The sequence below is a fragment of the Pseudomonas saudimassiliensis genome, assembly GCF_000939975.1.
Lineage (GTDB): Bacteria > Pseudomonadota > Gammaproteobacteria > Pseudomonadales > Pseudomonadaceae > Halopseudomonas > Halopseudomonas saudimassiliensis.
This window is the reverse complement of the sequence record NZ_LK391969.1, coordinates 2,182,954-2,208,318: the sequence shown is the minus strand read 5'-3', so window position 1 is coordinate 2,208,318 and position 25,365 is coordinate 2,182,954. Positions and strand designations below refer to the sequence as shown.

25 protein-coding genes are annotated in these 25,365 nt (G+C 62.9%); 10 read left to right on the top strand and 15 right to left on the bottom strand.

Annotated elements, in window-relative coordinates:
• Positions 1–17 precede the first annotated feature (17 nt).
• Positions 18–149 carry a putative transporter small subunit gene (locus VG99_RS16320; protein ID WP_239419885.1) on the top strand — a complete coding sequence of 44 codons (132 nt, stop codon included), beginning with the start codon at positions 18–20 and terminating at the stop codon, positions 147–149.
• Positions 150–158: 9 nt separating this feature from the next.
• Here VG99_RS16320 and VG99_RS10220 read toward each other — a convergent pair whose 3' ends face one another.
• The 6 genes from VG99_RS10220 to VG99_RS15520 form a co-directional block, all read right to left on the bottom strand.
• Positions 159–2,357: an FUSC family protein gene (locus VG99_RS10220; RefSeq protein WP_044499748.1), complete on the bottom strand. Its 2,199-nt coding sequence runs from the start codon at positions 2,355–2,357 to the stop codon at positions 159–161.
• Between the two features lie 93 nt (positions 2,358–2,450).
• Positions 2,451–4,370, bottom strand: a complete 1,920-nt coding sequence (locus VG99_RS10215) for an FUSC family protein (protein ID WP_044499746.1) — start codon at positions 4,368–4,370, stop codon at positions 2,451–2,453.
• A complete protein-coding gene (locus VG99_RS10210) occupies positions 4,360–4,827 on the bottom strand; it encodes a MarR family winged helix-turn-helix transcriptional regulator (protein ID WP_204216713.1) in 468 nt (155 codons plus the stop codon). The genes VG99_RS10215 and VG99_RS10210 overlap by 11 nt, the downstream gene beginning before the upstream one ends.
• 81 nt (positions 4,828–4,908) lie before the next feature.
• On the bottom strand, positions 4,909–5,352 hold the full coding sequence (locus VG99_RS10205; protein WP_044499744.1) for a CopD family protein: 444 nt from the start codon (positions 5,350–5,352) through the stop codon (positions 4,909–4,911).
• Positions 5,353–5,384: 32 nt separating this feature from the next.
• Entirely contained in the window at positions 5,385–6,266 is an 882-nt protein-coding gene (locus tag VG99_RS10200; protein WP_044499743.1) for a mechanosensitive ion channel domain-containing protein, read from the bottom strand.
• Between the two features lie 79 nt (positions 6,267–6,345).
• A complete protein-coding gene (locus tag VG99_RS15520; protein ID WP_052508774.1) occupies positions 6,346–6,741 on the bottom strand; it encodes a lysozyme inhibitor LprI family protein in 396 nt (131 codons plus the stop codon).
• 289 nt (positions 6,742–7,030) lie between these two features.
• Here VG99_RS15520 and VG99_RS10190 point away from each other — a divergent pair, with 289 nt between their 5' ends.
• The 4 genes from VG99_RS10190 to VG99_RS10175 are packed head-to-tail and all read left to right on the top strand — an operon-like array spanning position 7,031 to position 12,423.
• Complete coding sequence (locus VG99_RS10190; RefSeq protein WP_044499741.1) at positions 7,031–8,215, top strand: glycosyltransferase family 1 protein; 1,185 nt, start codon at positions 7,031–7,033, stop codon at positions 8,213–8,215.
• Entirely contained in the window at positions 8,203–9,459 is a 1,257-nt protein-coding gene (gene glf / locus VG99_RS10185) for a UDP-galactopyranose mutase (RefSeq protein WP_239419882.1), read from the top strand. Before VG99_RS10190 ends, glf begins: the two co-directional genes overlap by 13 nt.
• A 25-nt stretch (positions 9,460–9,484) precedes the next feature.
• Entirely contained in the window at positions 9,485–10,633 is a 1,149-nt protein-coding gene (locus tag VG99_RS10180; protein WP_044499740.1) for a beta-galactosidase, read from the top strand.
• Positions 10,630–12,423, top strand: coding sequence for an ABC transporter ATP-binding protein (locus tag VG99_RS10175; protein ID WP_044499738.1), 1,794 nt, complete (start codon positions 10,630–10,632; stop codon positions 12,421–12,423). Before VG99_RS10180 ends, VG99_RS10175 begins: the two co-directional genes overlap by 4 nt.
• On the opposite strand, the gene VG99_RS10170 is transcribed toward VG99_RS10175, so the two are convergent.
• On the bottom strand, positions 12,414–13,259 hold the full coding sequence (locus tag VG99_RS10170; RefSeq protein ID WP_044499736.1) for an MBL fold metallo-hydrolase: 846 nt from the start codon (positions 13,257–13,259) through the stop codon (positions 12,414–12,416). The two genes, VG99_RS10175 and VG99_RS10170, sit on opposite strands and share 10 nt — an antisense overlap.
• 350 nt (positions 13,260–13,609) lie before the next feature.
• On the opposite strand from VG99_RS10170, the gene VG99_RS10165 reads away from it, so the two are divergent.
• The gene (locus tag VG99_RS10165; RefSeq protein ID WP_044499735.1) at positions 13,610–14,518 is read left to right on the top strand and encodes an alpha/beta hydrolase family protein; all 909 of its coding nucleotides are present in this window, start codon (positions 13,610–13,612) and stop codon (positions 14,516–14,518) included.
• A gap of 62 nt (positions 14,519–14,580) precedes the next feature.
• Here the strand turns inward: VG99_RS10165 and VG99_RS10160 are convergent, their stop codons facing one another.
• Together VG99_RS10160 and VG99_RS10155 are read right to left on the bottom strand one after the other, a co-directional pair.
• Entirely contained in the window at positions 14,581–15,300 is a 720-nt protein-coding gene (locus VG99_RS10160; protein WP_082050027.1) for an extensin-like domain-containing protein, read from the bottom strand.
• Between the two features lie 38 nt (positions 15,301–15,338).
• On the bottom strand, positions 15,339–15,899 hold the full coding sequence (locus VG99_RS10155; protein WP_044499734.1) for a sugar O-acetyltransferase: 561 nt from the start codon (positions 15,897–15,899) through the stop codon (positions 15,339–15,341).
• 135 nt (positions 15,900–16,034) lie between these two features.
• Between VG99_RS10155 and VG99_RS10150 the strand changes: the two genes are divergently transcribed.
• Entirely contained in the window at positions 16,035–16,316 is a 282-nt protein-coding gene (locus VG99_RS10150; protein ID WP_052508773.1) for a hypothetical protein, read from the top strand.
• Positions 16,317–16,321: 5 nt separating this feature from the next.
• Positions 16,322–17,209: an AEC family transporter gene (locus tag VG99_RS10145; RefSeq protein ID WP_044499731.1), complete on the top strand. Its 888-nt coding sequence runs from the start codon at positions 16,322–16,324 to the stop codon at positions 17,207–17,209.
• A 13-nt stretch (positions 17,210–17,222) separates the two neighbouring features.
• Here VG99_RS10145 and VG99_RS10140 read toward each other — a convergent pair whose 3' ends face one another.
• The 3 genes from VG99_RS10140 to rimO all read right to left on the bottom strand — a co-directional run bounded on the left by VG99_RS10140 (position 17,223) and on the right by rimO (position 19,629).
• The gene (locus VG99_RS10140; protein WP_044499729.1) at positions 17,223–17,717 is read right to left on the bottom strand and encodes a PaaI family thioesterase; all 495 of its coding nucleotides are present in this window, start codon (positions 17,715–17,717) and stop codon (positions 17,223–17,225) included.
• Positions 17,718–17,797: 80 nt separating this feature from the next.
• Entirely contained in the window at positions 17,798–18,118 is a 321-nt protein-coding gene (locus VG99_RS10135) for a thioredoxin family protein (protein ID WP_204216760.1), read from the bottom strand.
• A 164-nt stretch (positions 18,119–18,282) separates the two neighbouring features.
• Positions 18,283–19,629, bottom strand: coding sequence for a 30S ribosomal protein S12 methylthiotransferase RimO (gene rimO, locus VG99_RS10130; RefSeq protein WP_044499726.1), 1,347 nt, complete (start codon positions 19,627–19,629; stop codon positions 18,283–18,285).
• A gap of 161 nt (positions 19,630–19,790) precedes the next feature.
• Between rimO and VG99_RS10125 the strand changes: the two genes are divergently transcribed.
• The gene (locus VG99_RS10125; protein ID WP_052508772.1) at positions 19,791–20,174 is read left to right on the top strand and encodes a hypothetical protein; all 384 of its coding nucleotides are present in this window, start codon (positions 19,791–19,793) and stop codon (positions 20,172–20,174) included.
• Positions 20,175–20,453: 279 nt separating this feature from the next.
• Here the strand turns inward: VG99_RS10125 and VG99_RS10120 are convergent, their stop codons facing one another.
• The 3 genes from VG99_RS10120 to VG99_RS10110 form a co-directional block, all read right to left on the bottom strand.
• Positions 20,454–20,672, bottom strand: coding sequence for a YgdI/YgdR family lipoprotein (locus tag VG99_RS10120; RefSeq protein ID WP_044499724.1), 219 nt, complete (start codon positions 20,670–20,672; stop codon positions 20,454–20,456).
• A 142-nt stretch (positions 20,673–20,814) separates the two neighbouring features.
• Positions 20,815–23,409, bottom strand: a complete 2,595-nt coding sequence (gene acnB / locus VG99_RS10115; protein ID WP_044501575.1) for a bifunctional aconitate hydratase 2/2-methylisocitrate dehydratase — start codon at positions 23,407–23,409, stop codon at positions 20,815–20,817.
• A gap of 293 nt (positions 23,410–23,702) precedes the next feature.
• Positions 23,703–24,563, bottom strand: a complete 861-nt coding sequence (locus VG99_RS10110) for a universal stress protein (protein ID WP_044499723.1) — start codon at positions 24,561–24,563, stop codon at positions 23,703–23,705.
• Between the two features lie 170 nt (positions 24,564–24,733).
• On the opposite strand from VG99_RS10110, the gene VG99_RS10105 reads away from it, so the two are divergent.
• Positions 24,734–25,345: a MiaE family protein gene (locus VG99_RS10105; RefSeq protein WP_044501574.1), complete on the top strand. Its 612-nt coding sequence runs from the start codon at positions 24,734–24,736 to the stop codon at positions 25,343–25,345.
• Positions 25,346–25,365: the final 20 nt, after the last annotated feature.

Genomic DNA, 25,365 nt, shown 5'->3' with positions numbered 1-25,365 from the left:
CTAGCAAGGAGAATAATATGGAAACTATCGTTCTGGGTTCTTACATTCTGGTCTGGCCGGCGATCACCCTGGGCATGCTCGGGCTGATCAGCTACGCGGTGGTCCGGGACTATCGCGAAGCCAAACGCACCAACGCGGACATGGTATAAGTCCGCCGTTCACGGTCGGGCGGGTGAGCCTTCGGGCTCCCCGCCGTCCCCGGCCTGCAAGGCCGCGTCCGCATCGTTGCGGATACGTTGGGCCATCTCACACGCCAGATCCAGACGTCGCAATATCCACGGCCGCAGGTCGTAGACGAAGGGATCAGTAAAAGCAGTTTCCTCCAGCCACGCCCCCGCACTGAGCGACGCTCCGGCTTCCGCCTGGGGCCTGCCCGCCAGCAACCTGTCATTGATCTCGTTTCCGGCCAGTTGCAAGGCCTCCTGGATCTGTTCCTGTCCCTGCTGCAGCCGCAGTTGCAACAGCATGGTCTTGACCGTGGTCAGCTGCGCGAGCAACTGATACCCATGGCCGAGAAAGGCCTCCAGCGCTTCCAGGTTCGGCCGCACCGCCCGTGGCTCGGCGAGCGATCTACGGGTGGCCTGCACCAACGCTGACAGGCTGTCATAGGTCTCCTTGCGCGCCAGCCGCCACTCCAGCTCCGGCTCGTCATCCACCGCGTTGAGATAACCCAGGTTCAGGGTGATCTGCGCGTGCCGCGCCTGCGCTGCCAGTGTGCGGTTGACCAGCGAAGGAATCTGCCCGCGCTCCCAGGACGGAAGTACATAGCTGAAGGCCCAGGCGATACCGACGCCGATCAAGGTGTCGGCAATACGTTCCAGCGCATTGAATACCGGCACGTCGGCGGCGCTGAGCAGGTGCGCCTGCACCAGGCTCAGTACCGTGGCCGACACGGCGGTGACCAGATAGCGGCGGATGGCGAAGGAATGCGACACGGCCTGGGCAATGGGCACTATCACCAGCAGCGCCCAGGTGGGTGCGCCACTGGACAGGATCGCGCCGGCCAGGACGCATCCCAGCAGGGTGCCGGCGACCCGGCTGTTACGCCGCTCCAGGGTCTGCGACAGGCTTCCGCGCAGGACCACGACGATGGTGACCAGGATCCAGTAGCCATGGGTGGCCCAGGGCAGCGCGAGGGAAAGTAGGTAGCCGACCCCCACCGCCAGCGCCCCGCGCAGCGCATGGCGCAGTGGCGGGGCATCCCAGCGCCAGAGCACCAATACCGGGCGCAGGGACCAGTTGGTCGGGCTGACAAACAGCTGCCAGGCGGTGCGTACCGCTGCCAGATCCGGCTCGACATCGCCGCGGGCCAACCGATTGAGCCGCAGGATCTCGTCATTGATATTGCCCACCCGGTTGGTCAGTCCCCGCATCAGAGTGGTAGGCGAGGGCCGGTGAGAGGAGTGTTCCGGCGATTCCAGTTGCAGACGGTTGAGTGCCGCCAACGCCGGGCGCAGGTCGCTCAGCGGAGCCGGCTTGCGACCACGGAGCAGGGCATCGGCCATGATATCGACCTCATCGGCCATCTGGTCGATGACCCCGCGGATGGACGTGAGGGCTGCGGCCGCCTCGGGCCGGGACTTGATCAGGTCCAGGTCCAGTTCGCTGGCCAGCAGGTGGTCGCGCATTTCCAGCACGTTGATCAGCATCGCCGCCAGGCGTTGCCGCTGGCGGGTGCGGGGTGATTCCAACAGCAGGTCACGGGCGGCCTGCAATTGGTCGGCCAGCGCCGCCTGCTGGCGCATCAGTTGCCCGGCCGATGGAGTGTCCGTGGCGGGGTCGAAACGGTCTGCCTGGGTGCGCATCAGCTGGCTCAGCGACAGCATCGACTGGGCCAGCAGTTGCACTCGATAGCGCCCGTTGAGCAGCATGTTGGCCAGGGTCGAATACACCACATAGCAGGTCGACCCGAGGGCGAAATACAGGCCGGTCTGGATCAGCGAGCCCTGGTTGAGATGCTGGGGCACTGCCATGGAGAAGATCATGGCAAACATGATGGAGATCACGATGGGCACCCCGCGCTGACCCCAGGCGCCCGCCAGGAAGGCGCAGAAGGTCGCCGGCACCAGCAGCATGCCCAGGTACAGCGGTTGGCTGAGCAGCGCCTGGACGCTGAGAAACAGCGGCAGCCCCAGCAGCGCTGCGGGCAGCAGGCTGAGCAGCTTGCCCCGGCGGGGCAGGGCGTGATCCGGCGGAATACAGATGATGGCGCCCACTGTGGCGACCGAGGCCGGGAACTGGCCAAACAGCAGGAAGGTGCCGGCTGAGACCAGCAACAAACCGAAGCCGGCGGATACCCCGGTAGTGACCTGGGAACTCAGTAATACCCGCAGCGCCTTGTCGAACCGCCTATTCATGGATGCCCCTTCACAGCTGATTCCAATAGCATAGACGTCCCCCTGCGCTGGGAAGCTACGGTGCCTTGGCACAGGCGCGCCGGGGAACAGTTTTCAGCGGAAAAACACGGCCTGGGCCTGCAGACTGCGGGCGGCGTTCTCCACCTCCCAGGCCGCCGGGTGGCCGGTGCCCCACAGATGGCTAGCCAGTTGCCGCAGCGCGGCGGCGGCCGCCTCCGGGTCCTGCCGCAGTCGCTGTAAACGCCGGAGCGTGGTGGTGGCGCCCCGTTGGACCAGCTCATCATCCGGAACTTGACGCAGCTCATGGAGCAGCGGGATCGCATTACTCACTGCCATGGCCGCCAGGGCGCCGTCGGTAACCGGGCGCAGTGGATCACCGGTGCGCCCGGTGTGCTGGATCAGTTTGAGTATCCGGTGGTACAGGCGGGCCTGGCGGATCGCCTGGCGCTCGGTTGCGGTCTGGCGGCTCACCATGGCGGCCAGTTCCCGCAACATCAGATCGGTCAGATGACACTGGCGGCGCCGGGCATCGGTCGGCCAGATGGTCTTGAAGGCAAGGTAGGCCAGCAGCGGTCCACAGACCACCGCCGCAGCGGTGCTGGCCGAGGTGGTGAAGCTGTCACTCAGCGGATAGAGCGGGCGGGACAGCAGCAACAGTGCCATCACGTAATCCATCGACCCGGTCATCCAGCGTGGGTGTGCGTAGAAGGGCGTGATCAGCACAATGAAGGGGATCAGGGTCGCCACCAGTTGCCATTCCGCCGTGAGGTGCGGCCAGACCAGCCAATGGCAGCCAAGGGCCGCAACGGCGGCGACCGCCTGCCAGATGAAGATATGCCCCATGATATGGGCGGGCGTTTCGAAGGTGGAAAACAGCGCGATCATCACCGACACGCCCAGCATCAGGTAGGCTCCCACGCCCCAGCCGGTCACCACCCAGACCCCGCCCACCACCAGCAACAGGCCGGTGGCACGGCACATGGCCTGGCGCGCGCCGATCCAGTCGCGGTGCAATACTACCTTGCTGCGCAGCGGCATCGACCCGCTGCCGGTGCCCTCCAGCGCCGCATTGTCCCGCAGTGCATCGCGCAGCTGGCACAGCACCGCGGCGGTCACTGCGTCGTCGGCACACCGGGTCAGGGCCGTCTCGAGGGCCTGCAGGCAGTCATCGCCCCAACCATTGAGGTCCAGCGCCCGGGCCGCTTGCGCCAGCGCCTCGGCCAGACCGGTATTGGCGGGCAGGTTAAGTGAGTTGCGCAGCCAATACACGCCACTCACCTGGGCCTGCACGAGTGCGCGCAGCGCGCGGACGCGGCGGTGGTTGCGCAGCGATCCGGCCTGGCTGCTGGCAAAATTCTCCTCGGCGCTGGCGATCTCCTGCAACAGGGTGTGGGCGACATCAGCCCGGGCGCGCTGGTCCGACCCGGTAAAGCGGGCGGCCATGTCCTGCAGCAGCTGGGCGGTGGTCCGGCGTACCCGGCCGCTGAGAGGATCCTCGGCACGCCGGGACGTACAGAGCAACCCCACCAGCAGGCCCACCAGGACCCCGGTCATGACGGTCAACAGCCGGTCGCTGCCGAGTGCCATGATCTGTCCCGCCGGTTGCTGGGTATGGAGTAGCGCTACCATGCTTGCCGAATAGCCGGAAAGCAGGGCGCCGTAGGAAATCAGGCCATGCAGCAGATTGCCGACGCCCACACAGAGGCCAACCCACAGGGACAGGCTGATGACCAGCAGCGGCAGGTTATCGCCGGCGACCAGCACCAGGCCGATGCCGAACGCGGTACCCACCACCGTACCAACGGCGCGGAACAGGCTTTTCTCCACCAGCATGCCGCGTACCGGCTGGGAAACCGCCCACACGGTCATGGCTGACCATTGGGGATGCTCCAGGCCGATCAGCCAGGCCAGCACCAGGGCCAGGCCGGAGGCCAGCGCAGTGCGCAGCGCAAAGTTCCAGCGGGGTATGTCGAAGCCAAAGCGTGACAGCTGGGCATATATTCTATTGCCCATGGCCGGTGCTCTCGGCCATCAGCGCCAGACGGTCCTTGATGCGGTCGAAGCCGCCGAGCATGGCGAGCAATTGTTCATCATCCAGGTCCTGCAGCATCTCCCGTTCGATACGCTCCAGGTGATCGCGGATAGTGTGGACCATCTGCTGTCCATCGGCGGTGAGCATGACCAGCTTGACCCGGCGATCATCGGGGCAGGGGCAGCGCTGGATATGGCCCCGGCTCTCGAGGGTGTCCAACAGCCGCACCAGGCTGGAGCCGTCGATGCCGACCAGCGCGGCGAGGGCCTTCTGGCTGACCCCATCACCGGATTCGGCCAGGTGGATGAGGGGCGACCAACTGATATCGGCGAAACCGGCCGCGGCCATCTTCTGGTCGAGGCTGCGCCGCCATAGGCGGGACAACATGACGAAGTGGATGCCGAACCGGTTGCGCGGGCAGGGTGTATGTATGACCAATGATTTGAATCCAAGCTAATTGGACCGAAATCATAACACGCCGTGGAATGCCTGGATATGCCGCCCGGGCGGGTCAGTCGGCTACAACCAGGGTCCGGTACGGAAAGTGGTACCGACCACCACGAACGCGACCCCGAGCAACGTAATCAGGCGGATACGCCGGGCCATGACCGGCAGGGTATCGGCTGTGAGGTTGGGGATCACCCGAATGCGGGCATCCAGGGCAATCGCCAGGGTCAGGGCCAGCAGCGTGAGTTTCATCAATATCAGTCGGGTGACGAAGTTGTCACCCGCGAACCAGGCGCTGACATCCGGTATCAGGGTATGGGCCAGCCAGAGACCGGTAACCACCTGGGTCGCCAGGGCCGCCATGCCCCATTTCTCGTAGGCGCCTTCAAAGGCCAGCAGGTCGGCAAGCGACCGTTCCCGTAGGATGCGCGGCAGCAGCGCCAGGGCGAGTACCAGGTGCCCGCCGGTCCAGAGGGTGGCGGAGACGATATGCAGAACCAATACGTATTTGTACATGACACTTCCTTGCTGGTGTACGCCCAGGCGGGTCAGTCGGCCGCAACTGGCTGCTCCGCCGGTTCGCGGCGGCGGGAAAAATCGTTCTCGGAGAATACTTCGGTGAGAATGGCCTGTTCGATGAAGTTGCGCTCACCGGCCTTGGCCGGAATCCGTACCGTCAGGTGGATTTCACCGGCGACCGGGACCTGGATGGTCACCCGGGGGTCGACCGAGGGCATCATCAGGCCGCGCTGGTTGCCGATCTTGCTCATGTAGCGGCGCACCAACTCCAGATAGGGTTCGCAATGGCGGGCAGCCGAGGCCAGCAGCGCCTGTTGCGCCGCCTGCCAGTTGTCCTCGCGCTTGAAGGGCACGGTGAACACGTGGAAGTCGTAGTGGGTCGTGAAGCTTTCGTTGATCACCGGCTCCGAGACGAACAGGGCATTGGGAATGACGATGCGGCGCCCGGTGCGCTGATGCAGATGCTTGCCGGGGCCGACCTCGAGAATGGTCGTGGCCAGCAGATTCTGGTCGATCACATCGCCGCGCAGATCCTTGATCTGGATCCGATCGCCGAGCACAAAGGAGCGTGAACCACTCTTGAGCAGCGAGCCGGTAAAGCACAGGATCAACTCCTTGGTCGCGACCACGAAGGCCACCGCGATGGCGACGATGGACAGCGCCAGGGTCCGCAGCTCCTCGCCCCAGATCATCACCAGACCGAGCAGCAACAGCAGCAGGAAGCCGTTGCGCGAATTGACCAGCCAGCGGCCACGCAATTCGGGTGAATTCACCGTGCGCTGGATGAAGCGGGTGGTCAGTGCCCGCAGGATGACCACCGTCACGATCAGGATGAGCGAGCTCGCCAGCAGGCTCAAAACGCCGTCGGAAATGACGAAGTTGTCCGGCAGCCAATCCACATTGTCAAACATGTTGCGTATCCCTGGTTACAGTCAGGCAGGAATGATCTGCTGTCATGGGAGCGCCGTCAATCGATGCGCGCAGCTCCGCTCAGTAGGGAAAATACGCCTCCAGCTCGGTAATGCGCTGGGCAGCCCTGGCCTCCATGCAATTGAGGTACACAGCGGTGCGGATACTGCCACCGGCGTACAGGGAAAACTGCGCGTCACAGTCAGCCTTGCGATAGGCCAGCCACAGGCGCTGGGCCGCCCGTACCTGTCCCTGTACCGCCTTGGCATTGTCCAGGCCCGCATCCGGCGCTGCCAGCTGGTCCATGAGCTGCTGGTATACCGCATTGAGCCGGGCTTCGGTCTGCTCCTGTTGCGCCCCGGTGCAGGCGTTGATCTGCTGGGTGGTCAGGGCATCACTGCAATCTGTGGTGGACTCGTCGGCGCTGCTGCAACTGGCCAGCAGTACCAGGAGGGGTAGAACCTTGCAATGCTTCATCGGTATGCCTTTGGCTGGGTGTGCTCGATCACGTGGGGATGGTAGCAGAGCTGCAAACAAGCACCGTAGAAAGTCTGAACCGAATGCGTTCTGGCTGCGTCAATAAATCTGGGTGGTGACATTTCCCCCCTTTCTTGACTCCCGCGCAGGGCTGTGCGGGCTTCTCCAGGGACTCCCGAGAATACATATAAGCAATTCTGTAGCAGAGCTTCCGGCTTCTCGGATGACCTGATCGTGTGCGTCTGGAAAGGACTCCATAGGCCCCATGAGTACGACGAGGTGCATATTCATGAGCTGGGCAGGACCCTTCCAGTACGACATCGGTAAATCCCGCGAGCCGCGGCTGCCGCCCGGCGAGCTCGCATTCGATCGGCAGCGCCCGACCTTGCTCGTCCTGTCCCACCTGCGCTGGAGTTTCGTGTATCAGCGGCCGCAACACCTGATGTCGCGGTTTGCCCGGGAGTTCAACGTCTTGTTCTTTGAGGAGCCGATTCCCAGCGAAGACGGCCAGCCGCGACTCGAGGTGCGCAGCGAGGAGAACGGGGTGCAGGTGCTGATCCCGCGGCTGCCCGAGGAATGCCAGGGCGAAGCCGCCCGGGCATTGCAGCGCGCCATGCTGGATGACTACCTGGCAAGGCTGCAGGTCGACAGTCCCATGCTCTGGTTCTACACCCCCATGGCCCTGGATATCGCCGGGCACCTGCCGGCGTCCCTGATCGTCTATGACTGCATGGATGAGCTGTCGGCCTTTCGCGGCGCGCCGCCGGAACTGGTCGAGCGGGAGCAGGCCCTGCTGCAACGGGCGGACCTGGTATTTACCGGCGGCTACAGCCTATGGGAAGCCAAGAAGGCCCTGCACGATAACGTCCACGCCTTTCCGAGCAGTGTCGATATCGACCACTTTGCCAGGGCCAGGGCGCGCCAGGACGAGCCGCAGGACATGCAGCCCATTCCCAAGCCGCGCTTGGGTTTCTATGGCGTGATCGACGAGCGCCTGGATATCGAATTGCTGGACCAGGTCGCCCAGCTGCGCCCCGACTGGCACATAGTGCTGGTCGGCCCGGTGGTCAAGATCGATCCGGCAGCGCTGCCTCAGCGCGCCAACCTGCATTATCCCGGGGCCCGGACCTACGAGGAGCTGCCGGCGTACCTGTCCAGCTGGGATGTGGCGATCATGCCCTTCGCGTTGAACGAGTCGACCCGCTTTATCAGCCCCACCAAGACCCCGGAATACCTTGCCGGCGGCTGCCCCGTGGTGTCCACGCCGATCCGCGATGTGGTGCGTACCTATGGCGATACCGAGGTGGTGCACATTGCCGCCACCCCGGCCGAATTCGTTACCGCAGCGGAACAGGCACTGGCGGCGGCAGCCGACCGCGATCGCTTCCTCACTGCGGCTGATTCAGTCCTCGGCGATATGTCCTGGGATCACACCTGGAGCTTGATGATGGAGAAAATGAAATGGGCAATGTAACCATGCGCGGTAACGGTCATGATTCACTGTCGGGTCTTTCCCCCACGCACTTTCCGGGTGTGCTCAAGGAACCCGTACCGGTGCGCAGTCGCGGCTTCGATTATCTGGTGGTCGGCGCGGGGTTCGCCGGCAGCGTGCTGGCCGAGCGACTGGCCAGCGGGCTGAACAAGCGGGTGCTGGTGGTGGATCGCCGTCCGCACATTGGTGGCAATGCCTACGATTACCATGACGATGCCGGGGTCCTCATCCACCGCTACGGACCCCATATCTTCCATACCAACTCCCAGCGCATTGTCGATTACCTGTCGCGCTTCACCGAGTGGCGTCCCTACGAACACCGGGTGCTGGCCGAGGTCGACGGGCAGCAACTGCCGATCCCGATCAACCGCACCACGCTGAACAAGCTCTACGCACTGGACCTGGCCAGCGAGGCTGACGCGGAGGCGTTCCTGGCCAGCCGCGCGGAGCCGGTGGAGCATATCCGTACCAGTGAGGATGTGGTCATCAACCAGATCGGCAGCGAGCTGTACCAGAAGTTCTTCCGCGGCTATACCCGCAAGCAGTGGGGGCTGGACCCTTCGCAACTGGACAAGATGGTCACCTCCCGGGTGCCGACCCGCACCAACACCGATGACCGTTATTTCACCGACACCTTCCAGCAGATGCCCAAGCATGGCTATACCCGAATGTTCGAGCGGATGCTCGCGCATCCGAACATCAAGGTCATGCTCAATACCGACTACCGGGAAATCCGTAACGAAGTCGACTACGACCATCTGGTCTACTGCGGCCCCATCGACGAGTTTTTCGACTACCGCTTCGGCAAACTGCCGTACCGCTCCCTCCAGTTCAAGCACGTCAGCCTGGATCAGGAGCATTTCCAGTCGGTGGCCGTGGTCAACTACCCGGACGAGAGCGTGCCCTATACGCGGATCAGCGAATACAAGCACATGACCGGGCAGGTGCACCCCAAGACCAGCATCACCTATGAGTATCCCTCCGATCAGGGCGACCCCTACTACCCGGTGCCGCGCCCGGAAAACGCCGAGCTGTACAAGCGTTATCAGCAGTTGGCCGACAGCCTGGAGGATGTCACCTTCCTCGGCCGGCTTGGCACCTACAAGTACTACAACATGGATCAGGTGGTTGGCCAGGCGCTGGCGCTGTACAAGCGTATCGAGGAGCGCGCCCGGGCCGGTACGGACGAGGCGTCGTCCCGTAGTCTGGTAAAACAGGGTATCTAGACGGCAACGCACAAGAGGAATCTGGATGCACCAAGCGAGTCTGTTTGACAGTTTTTTTCTCGGCGGCTTCGAGTGCTCGAACCACCGGCGCAGCGATGGGCGACGGCTGGACCTGATCGACGTGACCGGTCATGAACAGTGGGCCGAACAGGATTACGCGCTGCTGCGCCAGCACGGCCTGCGCAGCATCCGCGACGGGCTGCGCTGGCACCTGATCGAGCCGACGCCGGGGCAGTATGACTGGTCGAGCTTCCTGCCGATGCTGCAGGCCGCAGAGCGGCAGGGTAGCCAGATCATCTGGGATCTGTGCCACTACGGCTGGCCAGATCACATCGATATCTGGCGCCCGGGCTTTGTCGAGCATTTTGCCCGCTATGCCGCAGCGGTGGCGCAGTTGGTCAAGGATGAGAGTGACCGGGTGCCGTTCTACTCGCCATTGAACGAAATTTCCTTCTGGTCCTGGGCGGGTGGCGACGTCGCCTACTTCAACCCGATGGCAAGGGGCCGCGGCTTCGAGCTCAAGCATCAACTGGTGCGCGCCACCATTGCCGCCATCGACGCCATACGGGAGGTCGACCCGCGGGCCCGTTTCGTGCAAGTGGATCCGGCCATCCACGTGGTGGCGCCCAACGACCGGCCGGGCCCGGTGCGCGAGGCCGAGGATTTCCGCCTGTCCCAGTTCCAGGCCTGGGATATGCTGTGCGGCACACTCTGGCCGGGGCTCGGCGGGGGACCGGAATACCTGGATATCGTCGGGGTCAACTATTACTCGGATAACCAGTGGTATCTGAACGGGCCGCCAATCGAGCGCAACAGCCCGGATTACCGGCCGTTCCGCGGTATCCTCGCGGAGATCCACCATCGGTATCGCCGCCCGTTGCTGGTCGCCGAAACAGGGGCCGAAGGGGATGTGCGTGGCGACTGGCTGCACTATGTGAGTGAGCAGGTATGGCTGGCGATGCAGCAAGGCGTGCCGGTGGAGGGCATCTGTCTCTATCCCGTGGTGGATTATCCCGGTTGGACCGATGACCGTCACTGCCCGGTGGGTTTGTTCGGCTTCCCCGATGCCAACGGCGAACGCCCGCTGCACCAAGGGCTGGCAGACGAATTGCAAGCGCAGCAGGTGCGCTTCAATCCCCACACCGAACCCGCCATCCTGACCAGCAGCCCATGAGCGTACTGCAGAATCATTCAGCGGCCCGGGAGCCGCCCCTGCCCAACCGTACAGTCCCTTTCCTCTGGCACTACGTGACCACGCGCCCCTGGCATTTCGGCGGCCTCATGGCCCTGGTCATCGGTGCCGCTGGCTGCGCCGTGGCGGTGCAATACGGCATGAAGCTGCTGGTGGACGCCATGGCCGCGGACACCCGGCAGGCGTCGGTCTGGACGCCGCTGCTGCTGTTTCTTGGGCTGATCGTGCTGGAGAACATTCTCTGGCGCCTGGCTGGCTGGCTAGGCTGCCGCACTGTGGTCGCCAGCGTCGTCGATATCCGCGTCGATCTGTTCCGCCACCTCACCGGCCACCCGATGCGCTACTTCAACGAGCACTTTGCCGGCTCCCTGGGTAACCGCATTTCCGCCTTGGGGGCCGCCGCGGGGGCCATCTATGGCGGTCTCGCCTGGAAGATCATCCCGCCAGTGGTGGACTTTCTCGGCGCCGTGGTGCTGCTGCTCACCGTCGACCCACGCATGGCGCTGGCGCTGGTGATCTTCGTGGCGATCGTCGCGGTGCTGATCACCGGCTTCGGCATTCGGGGGCGTTCCAAGCACCAGCGCTTCGCCGCCCAGGCGGCACGGGTGGGCGGCGAGCTGGTGGATGCGGTGTCCAATGTCTGGACCATCAAGGCCTTCGCCGCCCGGGACCGGGAAAGCGAACGCCTGGCCCATGAGATCGGCTATGAGGCGCAGGCCCAGCGGCGCAGCTGGATGTACCTGGAAAAGGCCCGGGTGCTGCACGATATCTGCCTGGCCTTGATGGCCGGGGGCATGCTGGTCTGGGCGATTTCCCTGTGGCTGGACGGGCAGGTGACGGCTGGCGACGTGGTGTTGGTCAGTGCGCTGACCTTCCGCATCCTGCATGGCTCCCGGGACCTCGCCCTGGCGCTGGTGGATGCAACCCAACAGGTCGGCGCCATCGACGACACCCTGCGCATCATAGTGCAGCCCCACGCGCTGGATGATCCGCAGGTGAAGTTGGCGCTGGCAGCGGGTGAAATCAGCATCGAGCATATCGGCTACAGTTACCCCGACGGGCGCCGGGTATTCGATGATTTCAGCCTGCATATTCCGGCCGGGCAGAAAGTGGGCATCGTCGGCGCGTCGGGCGCCGGCAAATCCACGCTGATCAGCCTGATCCAGCGGCTCGATGATGTGCAGAACGGCAGGATCCTCATCGACCGCCAGGATATTCGCACCGTCAATCAGGACAGCCTGCGGGACAAAATCGCCGTGGTGCCGCAGGAAACGGCCCTGTTCAACCGCAGCATCCGCGAGAATATCCGCTACGGCCGCCCGGAGGCCACCGATGACGAGGTGATAGCCGCCGCACGCCAGGCCTACTGCGATGGCTTCATCCGTGAGCTGCCCCAGGGCTATGACACCCTGGTAGGGGAGCGCGGGGTGATGCTGTCCGGCGGGCAGCGGCAGCGCCTGGGCATCGCCCGGGCCTTCCTCAAGGATACTCCGCTGCTGATCCTGGACGAGGCCACCTCGGCGCTGGACAGCCAATCGGAGGCCGAGATCCAGATCGCGCTCAACGACCTGATGCACAACCGCACCGTGGTGGCTGTGGCCCACCGGCTGTCCACGCTTGCCTCCTTCGACCGTATCGTCGTGCTCCGCGATGGCCGGCTGGTGGAGGAGGGCACGCCCCAGGAGCTACGTCAGCGCGGCGGTGAGTTCGACGCGCTGTGGCGGATGCAGGCCGAAGGTTTCAACCGTGATCCGGCGGAGGACTACCCCTGACCTGAGGCCGCGCCTGCACGCAACTGATCCAGCTCCACCGCGTCATGGCTGCAGAAAATGCGTACCTCGCCGCGGTGGTCCACCGATAGGTCGCGCAGCCGCCGCTGGTTCTCCAGGCGCTGGCGGCGGTCGGCCTCCATCATGGTTTGATAGAAGCGCAGCCCCGGGGTGCAGCTGCGCTCGCGCTGGCCAATTTCGCCACGGTAGAAGTAGGCATCACCCGCATGCAGCAGCCAGCTGTCTCCGGTGTCGATGGCGATACCCGCGTGGCCCTGGGTATGCCCGGCCAGGGGGATCAGCAGGATTTCGGGAGGCAGGCCGATCAGATCACGTACGGCATCGAACCCGTGCCAGGGCTGGCCGGCAGCTTGATAGAACTGCCAGTTGACCCCATGGGCCCATTGCTGCCCCCGATAACGCTTGCTGCCGATGAAACCGCCAGCGCTGCGAGCGGCATCGATTTCCCGCTGCATGACATGGACCACCGCCTGGGGAAAGTCGGACAGACCGCCGGCATGGTCGAAATCCAGATGGGTCAACACGATATGCCGAACGTCTTCGGCAGCGAAGCCCAATTGCCGGACCTGGGCCAGCGCCGTATACCGCTCCTCGAACTGGATATTGTTGAATACGGTAAAAAAACGACTCAGCCGCCGATGGGGATGAAGAACATCGCTGGTGCCAAAACCGGTGTCAACCAGCACCAGCCCGTGATTATCCGTTTCGATCAACAGGCAGTGGCAGACCAGGCTCGCCGTCAGCCCCTTGCTGAAACCATCAAACAGCGCGCCACCGACCGGACACATGCAACCGCAGTTCAAATGATGAATTCGCATTGGCATATCCTCCTGTGAAGAGTTAGAGGCGGTGATATTCCGGAGTTCAACAAGATTGCGCCAAGTATTGCGACCATGTGATTGGCGGTGGTTTCGCCATCACTCGAAAGAGTGATGTGGCAAAATATAACCCCTTGTTTTAATTTCGTATTATCTGGTTGTTCGGTTGCGCTTATAACTATCTGCGCCGCGCACTTAACCCATGCGGGTGAACTTTCCGGTTCGGCATTGACGCACCGGACAGCAGCTCAAATACTTCTGTGCTGTTGATGGAAGTTCTCTTATTCGGGACATCAGCACTTGGCGGTATATGCAATTAACAATAATTTGAAACTATCCCTGGAGTAATAATGATTAATAAGAAACTATCCCAAACGCTGCTCTCAATGGCAGCCGCGGGTGCGCTGATGTTCTCCGCTTCCGTCTTTGCAACCAATCCACCCACCGACGAGCCAACCAACCCAGGCCAATCCTATGAACGTGGCCCAGATCCGACCGTAGCCTTCCTTGAGGCTTCCAGCGGCCCGTACAGCGTGCGCACCAGCCGGGTGTCCGGGCTGGTCAGCGGCTTCGGTGGCGGTACCATCCACTACCCAACGGGTACCACCGGCACCATGGCGGCGATAGTAGTCATCCCCGGGTTTGTGTCTGCCGAGTCCTCCATCGACTGGTGGGGCCCCAAGCTGGCGTCCCATGGCTTCGTGGTCATGACCATCGACACCAACACCGGCTTCGACCAGCCACCGAGCCGCGCCCGGCAGATCAACAACGCGCTGGACTATCTGGTGGATCAGAACAGCTCTCGCACCAGCCCGGTCAACGGCATGATCGATACCGAGCGCCTTGGGGTCATCGGCTGGTCCATGGGCGGTGGCGGCACCCTGCGCGTCGCCAGCGAAGGGCGCATCAAGGCAGCCATCCCGCTCGCACCCTGGGATACCACCCGCTTCAGCGGCGTACAGGCGCCGACGCTGATCTTTGCCTGTGAGTCCGACCTCATTGCGCCGGTGCGCAGTCACGCCTCGCCGTTCTATAACCAACTGCCGAACGACATCGACAAGGCCTATGTCGAGATCAACAACGGCTCGCATTACTGCGCCAACGGCGGCGGGCTGAACAACGATGTGCTGAGTCGTTTCGGTGTGTCCTGGATGAAGCGCTTCCTGGACAACGACACCCGCTACAGCCAGTTCCTGTGTGGCCCGCGCCACGAGTCTGACCGGAAAATCTCGGAGTACCGCGGCAACTGCCCGTACTGATCCCGGGAGTGAACAGAAAGCCGACCCCACGGGTCGGCTTTTCTGTGCATATCGTCTGGCCCTCAGCGGCAGAAGCCGAAGCCGCTGGCATCGAAGTGGAAGTGGTTTTCGTGGGGCTGGTTGTAATCGGGGCCCAATACCGTACCGAAGTAACCACAGGCAGCCTCATGGGCCTGCTTGAGGAATGCCGACTTGTTGGCGGCATCCTGATCATCCCAGTGCTTCAACACCGATACCTGCTCGCCATTCTCGAAGCGAAACCCGGCCACATCGAAGGCATTGGCCGTCGCATGCTGACTGCGGCGCGCACCCTCTCGGTGGTAGATATTGCGGCAGGCGAAGCTGCCCAGATGGTCGACCCGTACCAGCGGGCTAGCCAGATGCTGCTGCGCCAGGGGCTGCAACTGTTGACGCTCGAACATGACCCAGGCCACGGCGACGGGGCAGGTGACGGTGAAGGTGGAGCTGAAGCGCACCCCGGTGCGCGTGACCCGCACCACATTGCTAAGAGGACAGCCGGCGACTGGGGTGTAGTCGTCCAGCGCCAGGTAGTCGATGGCGCCATCCGGGGCCGTCTCCAGCACAGCCAGGCATTGCTGGGGATCATCCCTGAGCTGCGCCAGCTTCCATTTGCTCACTACCGTCATGGGGTGGTCGATAGCCAGGGGTTGCCAGGGATGCCATTCGGGCGGGATGTGGTCCCAGGGGCGAGTCAACACGGCTGCGGCAATAATCCCCAGCACCAATAGCCATTTCAGCAGACGGAACAGGGCGGTCTTCAACAGCAGGCCTCCTGGTTGCTTGGGAAGTCACGGGTGCGTTACTGGGGCACCAGCGGACGGATAACGCGCGCGGGATTACCCGCCACCAGTACATCCGGCGGTACGTCCTTGACGACCACGCTGCCGGCGCCAACCACCGAACGCGGCCCGATGGTCACGCCCGGGCAGATGATCGCCCCGCCGCCGATCCAGACGTCGTCACCGACCGTTATCGGGCGGGCATACTCCAGCCCGCTCCGGCGCTCGGCAGCGTCCATTGGGTGCAACGGGGTATTGAGTTGCACCGCCGGGCCGAGCAACACGTTGTTGCCGATGGTTACCGGGGCGACATCCAGGATGATGCAGTTGACGTTGAAAAAGACCTGGCGACCCAGGCTGATGTTCCAACCGTAGTCACAGAAGAACGGCGGCATGATGACCGCATCGGTCGGGGCGTGGAACAGTTGCGCCAGCAGCTCGGCGCGTTCGGCGTCGGCATCCGGCGGCAGGGTGAGCAAGCCCTGGGTTAACTCACGGGCTCGGCGCCGGTCGGCCACCAGCTCGGGATCCTGCCCGTCGTACAGCTCACCGGCCAGCATCTTGCTTTTCTCACTCGGCATGGTCTCTCCCGTTTCCAGTCGCTGTCCATTCAGACCAGAGCGGCTGCTGAAAGTGCGGCTTGTGTGCGATCGCGAGCCCCGGGAAGTGCTTGATTCTGGTATGGTTGCCACCTGTTTTGCTTGCCGGGAATGCCCATGTCCACTGCCGATCCGATTCCCTACGCCGGGACCGAGACCCTGAGTCTGCGCCAGCTCGATGAGCTCAACGCCCAACCCAAGGGCACTACCTTCCGCTGGTTCAAGGTCTGCGAAGCGCAACTGGCTGAAGGCGTGGATTACTTCCTGTTGCCGGCCGATGACCATGGGGCGCTGATCGACAGCCTCAAGGCCAGCGGCAAGGTCTATCCCGGTACCCGCCATCTCCTGCTGCTGACCCGCCGTGGTTACCAGCAGCTGCGTCAACGATCGTTGAGTTGATATCCATGTTCATTGAACTCTTTGCAGTAATGGCCCCGGTACTCATCGTCGCCGGGATCGGCTACGGCTGGGCGCGTTCGGGCCAGGCCTATCCCACTGAATTCGTCACCCGCCTGGTCCTCAACGTCAGCACGCCCTGCCTGGTGCTTTCGACCCTGAGCCGCGCCGAGGTCGATGTGCAGGTCTTCGGGCAGATAGCCCTGGGCTGTGTAGCGATCACCCTGTTGATGGCGATGGTCGGCTGGGTGCTGAGCCGGACGATCAATGCCGACCCCAAGGTGCTGGTGCCGGCTTACATGTTCCCCAACACCGGCAACATGGGCCTGCCGATCAGCCTGTACGCCTTTGGCGAGCCGGGGTTGGCGCTGGCCGTGGCGTTCTTTGTGGTGCTGTCGATAGGGCATTTCAGTGTCGGCATGATCCTGGCGGGCGCGGCCGAATCCTGGCGGCGGTTGCTGCTCAATCCGGTGATCGTCAGCCTGGGCGTGGCGCTGGTGGTACTGCTGCTTGACCTGCAGTTGCCCCGTTGGCTCGGTAATACCATCGATCTGCTGGGGAGCATGAGCATTCCCATGATGCTGCTGACCCTGGGGGTATCGCTGGCCAGCATTCGACCGAAACAGGTAGGCAAGGGCATGGCCCTGGGCGGGCTGCGCATGCTCTGCGGCGCCCTTATTGGCTGGGCCATTGCGCTGGCCCTGGACCTGCCGCCGCTGGCCCAGGGGGTACTGATACTGCAGGCGGCGATGCCGGTCGCGGTGTTCAACTATCTGTTTGCGGTAAAGGCCAACCGGTCACCGGAAACCGTCGCCAGCCTGGTCATCTGCTCGACCCTGCTGTCGTTTCTGCTGATTCCGCTATTGCTGGCCTTCCTGCTGCCGATGGTCGGCTGATCAGCCCGGGGCGCTAGGCGTCGCGCCCATGGGCTTGGGCGGCCAGCTTGCCGGCGTCGACCCGCACGAAGGTGGAGTCGCCAATGGCTGTCAGCACATCGCCGGCATAGATCTCGCAGATGATGCGGCTCTTGCGGGCGAGGGGGCCCTCCACCCGGGCGCGCAAGCTCAACTCCACCCCCATGGGGGTCGGCTTGATGTACTTGATGCCCAGCTCGCCGGTCACACAGTTGATCTCGTTCGGAGCGTTGCCCAGCGCCTGTTCCGTGCGCAGGTGATAGGCCATGGCGGTCCAGTTGGAATGGCAGTCCACCAACATCGCCAATAATCCGCCATAGACCAGGTCAGGCCAGCCGCAGTACCTGGCCTCCGGCAAATGTCGCGTGACTACATGGACGCCGTCCGGGTCCCAATGGCTCTTGATCTGCAACCCATGGGGGTTGGCGCCGCCACAGCCGAAACAGACGCCGTGGGGCGCGAGAAGGTCCTGCAATGCCTGTGTTGTCATGAAATGCCTTGTTCTGATCATCCGGAGCAAGGCAATAGTGTGCCCGTCAGGACGCTAAAAGGCTACGCCAGCGGGGCAGTTCAGCTGCAGAGCTTGCCCATGGCCTGCAGGATCGACTCGGCATCCCGCGGTCGCACCAGGCGTTCTACTTCCTCGCCATTACGCAGGAAAATCAGCGTCGGCCAGAGTTTTACCCGGAACGAACGACCGAGGCGCCGGCCGGGACCATCCTCCACCTTGATATGGCGCAGCTCGGGATGGGCCGCGAAGGCCTGTTGCAGCGGCGCCTGGGCGGCGCGGCAGTGACCGCACCAGTCGGTGCCGAATTCCACCAGGGTCGCCCCCGGTAGCGCGTCGACTTCCTCGCGGGAAGGGGCCTCTTCCGAGTAGCTGGTTATCATCGCCATGGCATCCTCCTGAGTGATCGGAACGGCAGCACATTCTGCCTCCGGCTCGCGGGCCGGTACAGCTTGGACTGTATTTGCCGGCTCGGGTGCCCCGAATCGGCAACCGCAGGGCAGGGGGTCAAACGAAAACCGGGGCCATGGCCCCGGTGCGCTTCAGCTCAGACCAGCTCGGCCCAGAGGTCATATTCGTCGGCCGCAGTGACCCGCACGCTGACGATATCGCCGGGCTTGAGCGGCTCATCGCTGTCGATATAGACATTGCCGTCGATTTCCGGGGCATCGGCCATGGAGCGGGCGATCGGACCTTCCTCATCCACTTCGTCGATCAGCACCTGGATGGTCTTGCCGATCTTGAGCTGCAGGCGGGCGGTGGAAATGGCCTGCTGATGGGCCATGAACCGGTCCCAGCGCTCCTGCTTGATCTCATCCGGCACGGCTTCCAGGCCCAGCGCCTCGGCGGGCGCGCCGTCCACTGGGGAATACTGGAAGCAACCAACGCGATCGAGCTGCGCTTCGGTCAGCCAGTCAAGCAGGTACTGGAAGTCCTCCTCGGTCTCGCCGGGGAAGCCGACAATGAAGGTGGAGCGAATGGTCAGTTCCGGGCAGATCTCCCGCCACTTCCTGATGCGGGCCAGGGTCTTGTCTTCGAAGGCCGGGCGCTTCATGGCCTTGAGTACCTTGGGGCTGGCGTGCTGGAAGGGGATATCCAGGTAGGGCAGGATCTTACCCTCGGCCATCAGCGGGATCAGCTCGTCGACGTGCGGGTAGGGGTATACGTAGTGCAACCGTACCCACACGCCCAGCTCGCTCAGCGCCTCGCACATCTCGGTCATGCGAGACTTGACCGGGCGGCCATTCCAGAAGCCGGTGCGGTACTTGATATCCACACCGTAGGCGCTGGTGTCCTGGGAGATGACCAGCAGCTCCTTGACCCCCGACTTGACCAGGCGTTCGGCTTCGCCGAGCACCTCACCCACCGGCCGGCTGACCAACTTGCCACGCATGGACGGAATGATGCAGAAGCTGCAGCTGTGGTTGCAGCCTTCGGAAATCTTCAGATAGGCATAGTGGCGTGGCGTCAGCTTGACGCCCTGGGGCGGTACCAGATCGATCAGCGGATTGTGGTCAGCCCGGGGCGGCACGACTTCATGGACGGCATTGACCACCTGCTCGTACTGCTGCGGCCCGGTCACCGCCAGCACGCTGGGGTGCACGTCGCGGATGGCCCCTTCTTCCACACCCATGCAGCCGGTCACGATAACCCGACCGTTCTCGGCAATGGCTTCGCCAATGGCGTCCAGGGATTCGGCCTTGGCCGAGTCGATGAAACCGCAGGTGTTGACCACCACCACGTCAGCTCCTTGGTAGGTCGGTACGACCTGGTAGCCCTCGATGCGAAGCTGGGTAAGGATGCGTTCGGAATCGACGAGTGCTTTCGGGCAGCCGAGGGATATGAACCCTACACTGGGGGCGCTGTTCTTGGTTGAGGCAAGAGTGTCTGTCATCAGGGAGCCATGGGTGTCAGGAAAAAACGTCGCGTATTCTAGCCGCGTGGCCCTGCGCCGCGCTATAGCCGAGGCGGCCGTCGGTCGCTGATTGCGCCGTTATGTTCCCGTCGGTGTCGCGACTATACTTTCTCCCATCTTTTTACTATTCGGAGCTTCCCATGCACTCAACCTTGCTGCGTTACGCCGTCATCGTCGCGGCGCTTCTGCTGCCGGTCGCCGCCTGGGCCGATAGCGAGCCCGCGCAAGCGCGCCAGCTGCTGTCCAGTCTGCTGACGACAGTGGCTGAAGAGGATTACCAGGCGTTTCGCACATTGGGTACGGCCGACTTCCAGGCAGCCATTCCCGAGGCTGAATTCAATCGGGTGGTTGATGCCATGGCCGATCGGGTACAGCAGGGATACGAGGCGGACTATCTCACTCACTTGAACCAGCAGGGGTACCGGGTGGAGATCTGGAAGATCAGCTTTGCCGACGGTGGCGACGATACCCTGGCCAGACTGGTGGTATTCGAGGGCAAGGCGGCGGGCTTTCTTCTGCAGTAGCGGGACGTCGGGTCGAGCTGCTGCCCGACCTCGGAGATCGTGTCAGGGCTATTTTCTCTTGCGCCGCAGGCGATCCAGCAGTACGCCACGTTCACGCCAGGACGCTATCTGTCGATCGAGGAATAATAGATAAGTGCGCCGGCGGGCACGTCTTCTGCGGGATTTCCGACGCGTCCGGGAGCGCCGTACATTTGCCATGGTTGTTCCCTTGTTGTGGTTATGGGAAAGAGTTTGTCAGCGACAGGCGCCCCGCGGGAAGCCCCGCAGGGCATGGCACGTTCAACGTTCCTTGATTTCGCGCACATCGCCCTGCGGAATCTGGTTGTCGCGACCACTGTGGTCTTCGTATTCGATCATGCCGGTGTCCTCATCGATTTCCGGCTTGTTGTCCGCTTCGATGATCTGACCTTCGCTGGTCCGAATCAGGTGATCATTGGAGCAGCCCACCAGAGCAAACATTCCGGAGATGCAGACCGTGGCAATTAACCATTTCTTCATGTTGTAGTCCTCTTGTTTGCGTCAATTAATCAGTGCAAGTACAGAAAATCTGACAAGAATCTGCAGCTTCCGGTTCCGCTTGATATAACGCAAAAAAGAAACCCCGCACGAGGCGGGGTTTCTTTTACCGATTACAGGACTCTCAGATTTCGGTTACCGGAATGCTGGCGGCAGCCTTCTGGTAGGACTCGATTTCGTTGAAATTCATGTAGCGGTACACCTCGGCAGACATGCTGTTGAGGTCCGACGCGTAGGTCATGTACTCGTCGACATTCGGCAGGCGGCCCAGGATAGCGGCAACCGAGGCCAGTTCGGCCGAGGCGAGGAAGACGTCGGCGCCATCGCCCAGGCGGTTCGGGAAGTTCCGCGTGGAGGTGGAGACCGCAGTCGAGTTCGCCTTGATCCGCGCCTGGTTACCCATGCACAGCGAGCAGCCGGGCATTTCCATGCGCGCACCAGCCTTGCCGTAGATGCCGTAGTAGCCTTCCTCGGTCAGCTGGAACTGATCCATCTTGGTCGGCGGCGCCAGCCACAGGCGAGTCGGCAGGGCGTTCTTGTTCTTCTCGAGCAGCTTGCCAGCGGCACGGAAGTGACCGATGTTGGTCATGCACGAACCAATGAACACCTCGTCGATCTGCCGGCCCTGTACCTCGGACAGCAGACGGGCGTCGTCCGGATCGTTCGGCGCGCAGAGGATCGGCTCGCGGATATCGGCCAGGTCGATTTCGATGACCGCTGCGTACTCGGCGTCGGCATCGGCCTCCATCAGCTCGGGCTTTTCCAGCCAGGCTTCCATGGCCTGGGCGCGACGTTCGATGGTGCGGGCGTCGTCGTAACCGTTGGCAATCATCCAGCGCAGCAGGGTGATGTTGGACTTGAGGTACTCGGCAATGGCCTCTTCCGGCAGCTTGATGGTGCAACCTGCAGCAGAACGCTCGGCGGAGGCGTCAGACAGCTCGAACGCCTGTTCAACGGTCAGACCGGTGAGACCTTCGATCTCGAGAATGCGGCCGGAGAAGATGTTCTTCTTGCCTTTCTTCTCGACGGTCAGCAGGCCTTCCTGGATCGCGTAGTAGGGGATGGCATGGACCAGGTCGCGCAGGGTGATACCCGGCTGCATTTCACCCTTGAAGCGCACCAGTACCGATTCCGGCATATCCAGCGGCATGACGCCGGTGGCAGCAGCGAAGGCGACCAGACCGGAACCGGCCGGGAAGGAGATGCCCATCGGGAAGCGGGTGTGGGAGTCGCCACCGGTGCCGACGGTGTCGGGCAGCAGCATGCGGTTCAGCCAGCTGTGGATGATGCCGTCACCCGGACGCAGCGCGACACCACCACGGTTGTGGATGAAGTCGGGCAGGGTGTGGTGGGTGTTGACGTCGATCGGCTTCGGATAGGCCGCAGTGTGGCAGAAGGACTGCATCACCAGGTCAGCGGAGAAGCCCAGGCACGCCAGGTCCTTCAGCTCGTCACGGGTCATCGGGCCAGTAGTGTCCTGGGAACCGACGGTGGTCATCTTTGGCTCGCAGTAGGTACCAGGGCGAACGCCCTCGACGCCACAGGCCTTGCCGACCATCTTCTGCGCCAGGGTGTAACCCTTGTTGCTGTCGGCCGGAGCGACCGGCTTGCGGAACAGGTCGCTGGCACCCAGGCCCAGTTCAGCGCGGGCTTTGTCAGTCAGGCCACGGCCGATGATCAGCGGGATACGGCCACCGGCACGCACTTCGTCGAGCAGCACCTGGGTCTTCAGTTCGAAGGTGGTGATGACTTCGTCAGTGCCGTGCTTGCAGACTTTACCTTCATAGGGGTAGACGTCGATGGCGTCGCCCATGTTCAGGTCGTTGCAGTCGAACTCGATCGGCAGGGCGCCAGCGTCTTCCATGGTGTTGTAGAAGATGGGGGCGATCTTGGTGCCGAAGCAGAAACCACCGGCGCGCTTGTTCGGTACGTAGGGAATATCGTCGCCGAAGAACCACAGCACCGAGTTGGTGGCGGACTTGCGGGAGGAACCGGTACCAACCACGTCACCGACGTAGGCAACGGGCAGGCCCTTGGCCTTCATGGCTTCGATCTGTTTCAGCGGGCCGATGACGCCTGGCTCGACCGGCTCGATGCCGTCACGGGCCATTTTCAGCATGGCCTGGGCGTGCAGCGGGATGTCAGGACGCGACCAGGCATCCGGAGCAGGGGACAGGTCATCGGTGTTGGTTTCGCCGGGGACCTTGAATACGGTCAGGCTGATCTTTTCCGCAACGGCCGGGCGGTTGGTGAACCATTCGCCGTCAGCCCAGGACTGCAGGACTGCCTGGGCATACTGGTTGCCTTTCTTGGCGCGGTCGGCCACATCGTGGAAGGCGTCGAACATCAGCAGGGTGTGCTTGAGTTGTTCGGCGGCGGTGGCAGCCAGCTCGCTGTCGTCGAGCAGCTCTACCAGGGTGGCAATGTTGTAGCCGCCCTGCATGGTGCCCAGCAGCTCAACGGCGCGGACCTTGTTCAGCAGCGGGGAAGTGGCTTCGCCCTTGGCCACTGCGGACAGGAAGGCAGCCTTGACGTAGGCAGCTTCATCCACTCCCGGCGGAACGCGGTTGGTGAGCAGATCAAGCAGGAATTCTTCTTCGCCAGCCGGCGGGTTCTTCAGGAGATCAACCAGACCAGCGGTTTGTTCGGCATTAAGCGGCTGAGGCACGACGCCTTGGGCGGCGCGTTCTTCAACGTGTTTGCGATAGGCTTCAAGCACAATAATTACCCTCATCAGTCTGTTCCGTTTGTGACGGAACGGTCATCCTCACGGACCTGGGATGCCGAAAATAGGGATGGGTGCAAGCGCAGGCCCGATCTGGTGGGGGGCAACCTGGTAACTGGGGTAACAGAATATGGTTGCGGGCAAACGCCTGTACACATGCACTCACGGCGGGCAGGAATTCTACAGGATTACCGGCACAAAGTTAAGCTGGCCGCGCTAGAACCTGTGCCGAGGGAAAGGGCAAGGGGCAAAAGGTCGCGGCCCCGGACAGGCCGCGACGCGGTGGTTTATTTTTCCAGCAGCTCTTCCAGATGGGCAATCATGTCGTCGGGCTTGAGTACCAGTACGTCGCCCACCAACTGATCGAGCACCACCTCGGCGGTATTGCCGATCAGGGCGCCGGAAATGCCGGTACGGGCAACGGTGCCGATCACCGTCACACTGGCACCGATCTGCTGCGCCACCTTGGGAATCAAGGTGTCCGCCGGGCCTTCATCGATGTGCAGGTTGGTTTCGGGAATGCCGTACTGGTCGCGGTAGCGAGTTGCCTTGTCGGTATAGATGCGCACGATATTCTCACGCAGCTGATACACCGGGTTGGCGGCCGACAGCATGGGCGCCGGGTGCGCGCTGATCAGGTGCATCTGGCCGTTGACCATCTCGGCGATATCCGCGGCGTAGCGCACTATGGTGTCGTGCAGCACGTGGTGTTGATCATCGTGATTACCGAGATCGACGGCGGCGAGCACATTGCCATGCATCCACGAGGCACTGTCCTTGGCCAGCAACACGGGCGCCGGGCACTGGCGCAGCAGCTTCCAGTCGTCCGGTGTCAGCAGCGCCTTCTTCAGCGGGTTGTCCGGCAGGTGCTGCTTGATCACCAGTCCGCAGCCCTGGGCGCGAAGTGTGTGGATGATGGTATCGGTCAGGTTGGAGTGCCACGCCTGGGTATAGCTGGCCGTGACCCCGGAGGTTTCCAGGCCGGCGCACAGCTCTGCCAACAACGGCTTGAGGTCACGCCGATTCTCGCATGCCAGCAGGTGCAACTCGGCACCGATGAAGGCCGCGATCAGCCTGGACCTTACCAGCGCTACGTTATCCTCCCTGGTGGGGTCGATGACAACCAGTATTCGTTTGATGGCTTGCATGGGACTCTTCCTTTCAACGGAGCATGGTGCTTGCGGGCTTTCGGGTTCCCTCATTAACAATGTAGACGCTTTTTCCGGTCCTGCCGTTGATGTGGGTCAACGCGGCGGGTCTGACAGGCTGCACGGTATGAACGTATAATCGCCGGTTGATCCACTGAATGCGTGAAGACATGACACTCCCTGACGAATTGCTCGCCTTTCTCGGGCGCCGTACCCCGGATGCCTGGGTGCAACAGGCGCTGCAGCACCCCGAGGAGCTGCTGATTGACCATGCCAACTGTGAAAAGAAGGCGGCCTCGACAGCGTTGAACCTGATGTTCCGCTACATCGACAAGCCAGACCTGCTGCAGAAGATGTCGCGACTGGCCCGGGAGGAGCTGCGGCATTTCGAGCAGGTCACGGCACTGATGGGCAAGCGCGGCGTGGTCTACCGCGGGTTGTCCGCCAGCCATTACGCCCAGCGTCTGCGCCAGCATGTGCGCACGGTGGAGCCGGGGCGGTTGGTGGATACGCTGATTGTCGGTGCCTTTATCGAGGCGCGCTCCTGCGAGCGCTTCGCCAAGCTGGCGCCCCACCTGGACGAGGAGCTGGGCGACTTCTATCGCTCGCTGCTCAAGTCCGAAGCGCGGCACTATCAGGATTACCTCAAGCTCGCCCGGGATTATGCTGACGGGTCTATCGACGAGCGTATCGCTCTGTTCGCTGCCGTGGAGGCGCAGGCCATCGTCGAGGATGATGCGGAATTTCGCTTCCACAGCGGAGCGGTCGAGGCCGCCGCCTGATTCCTCGCTATACTGCGGAC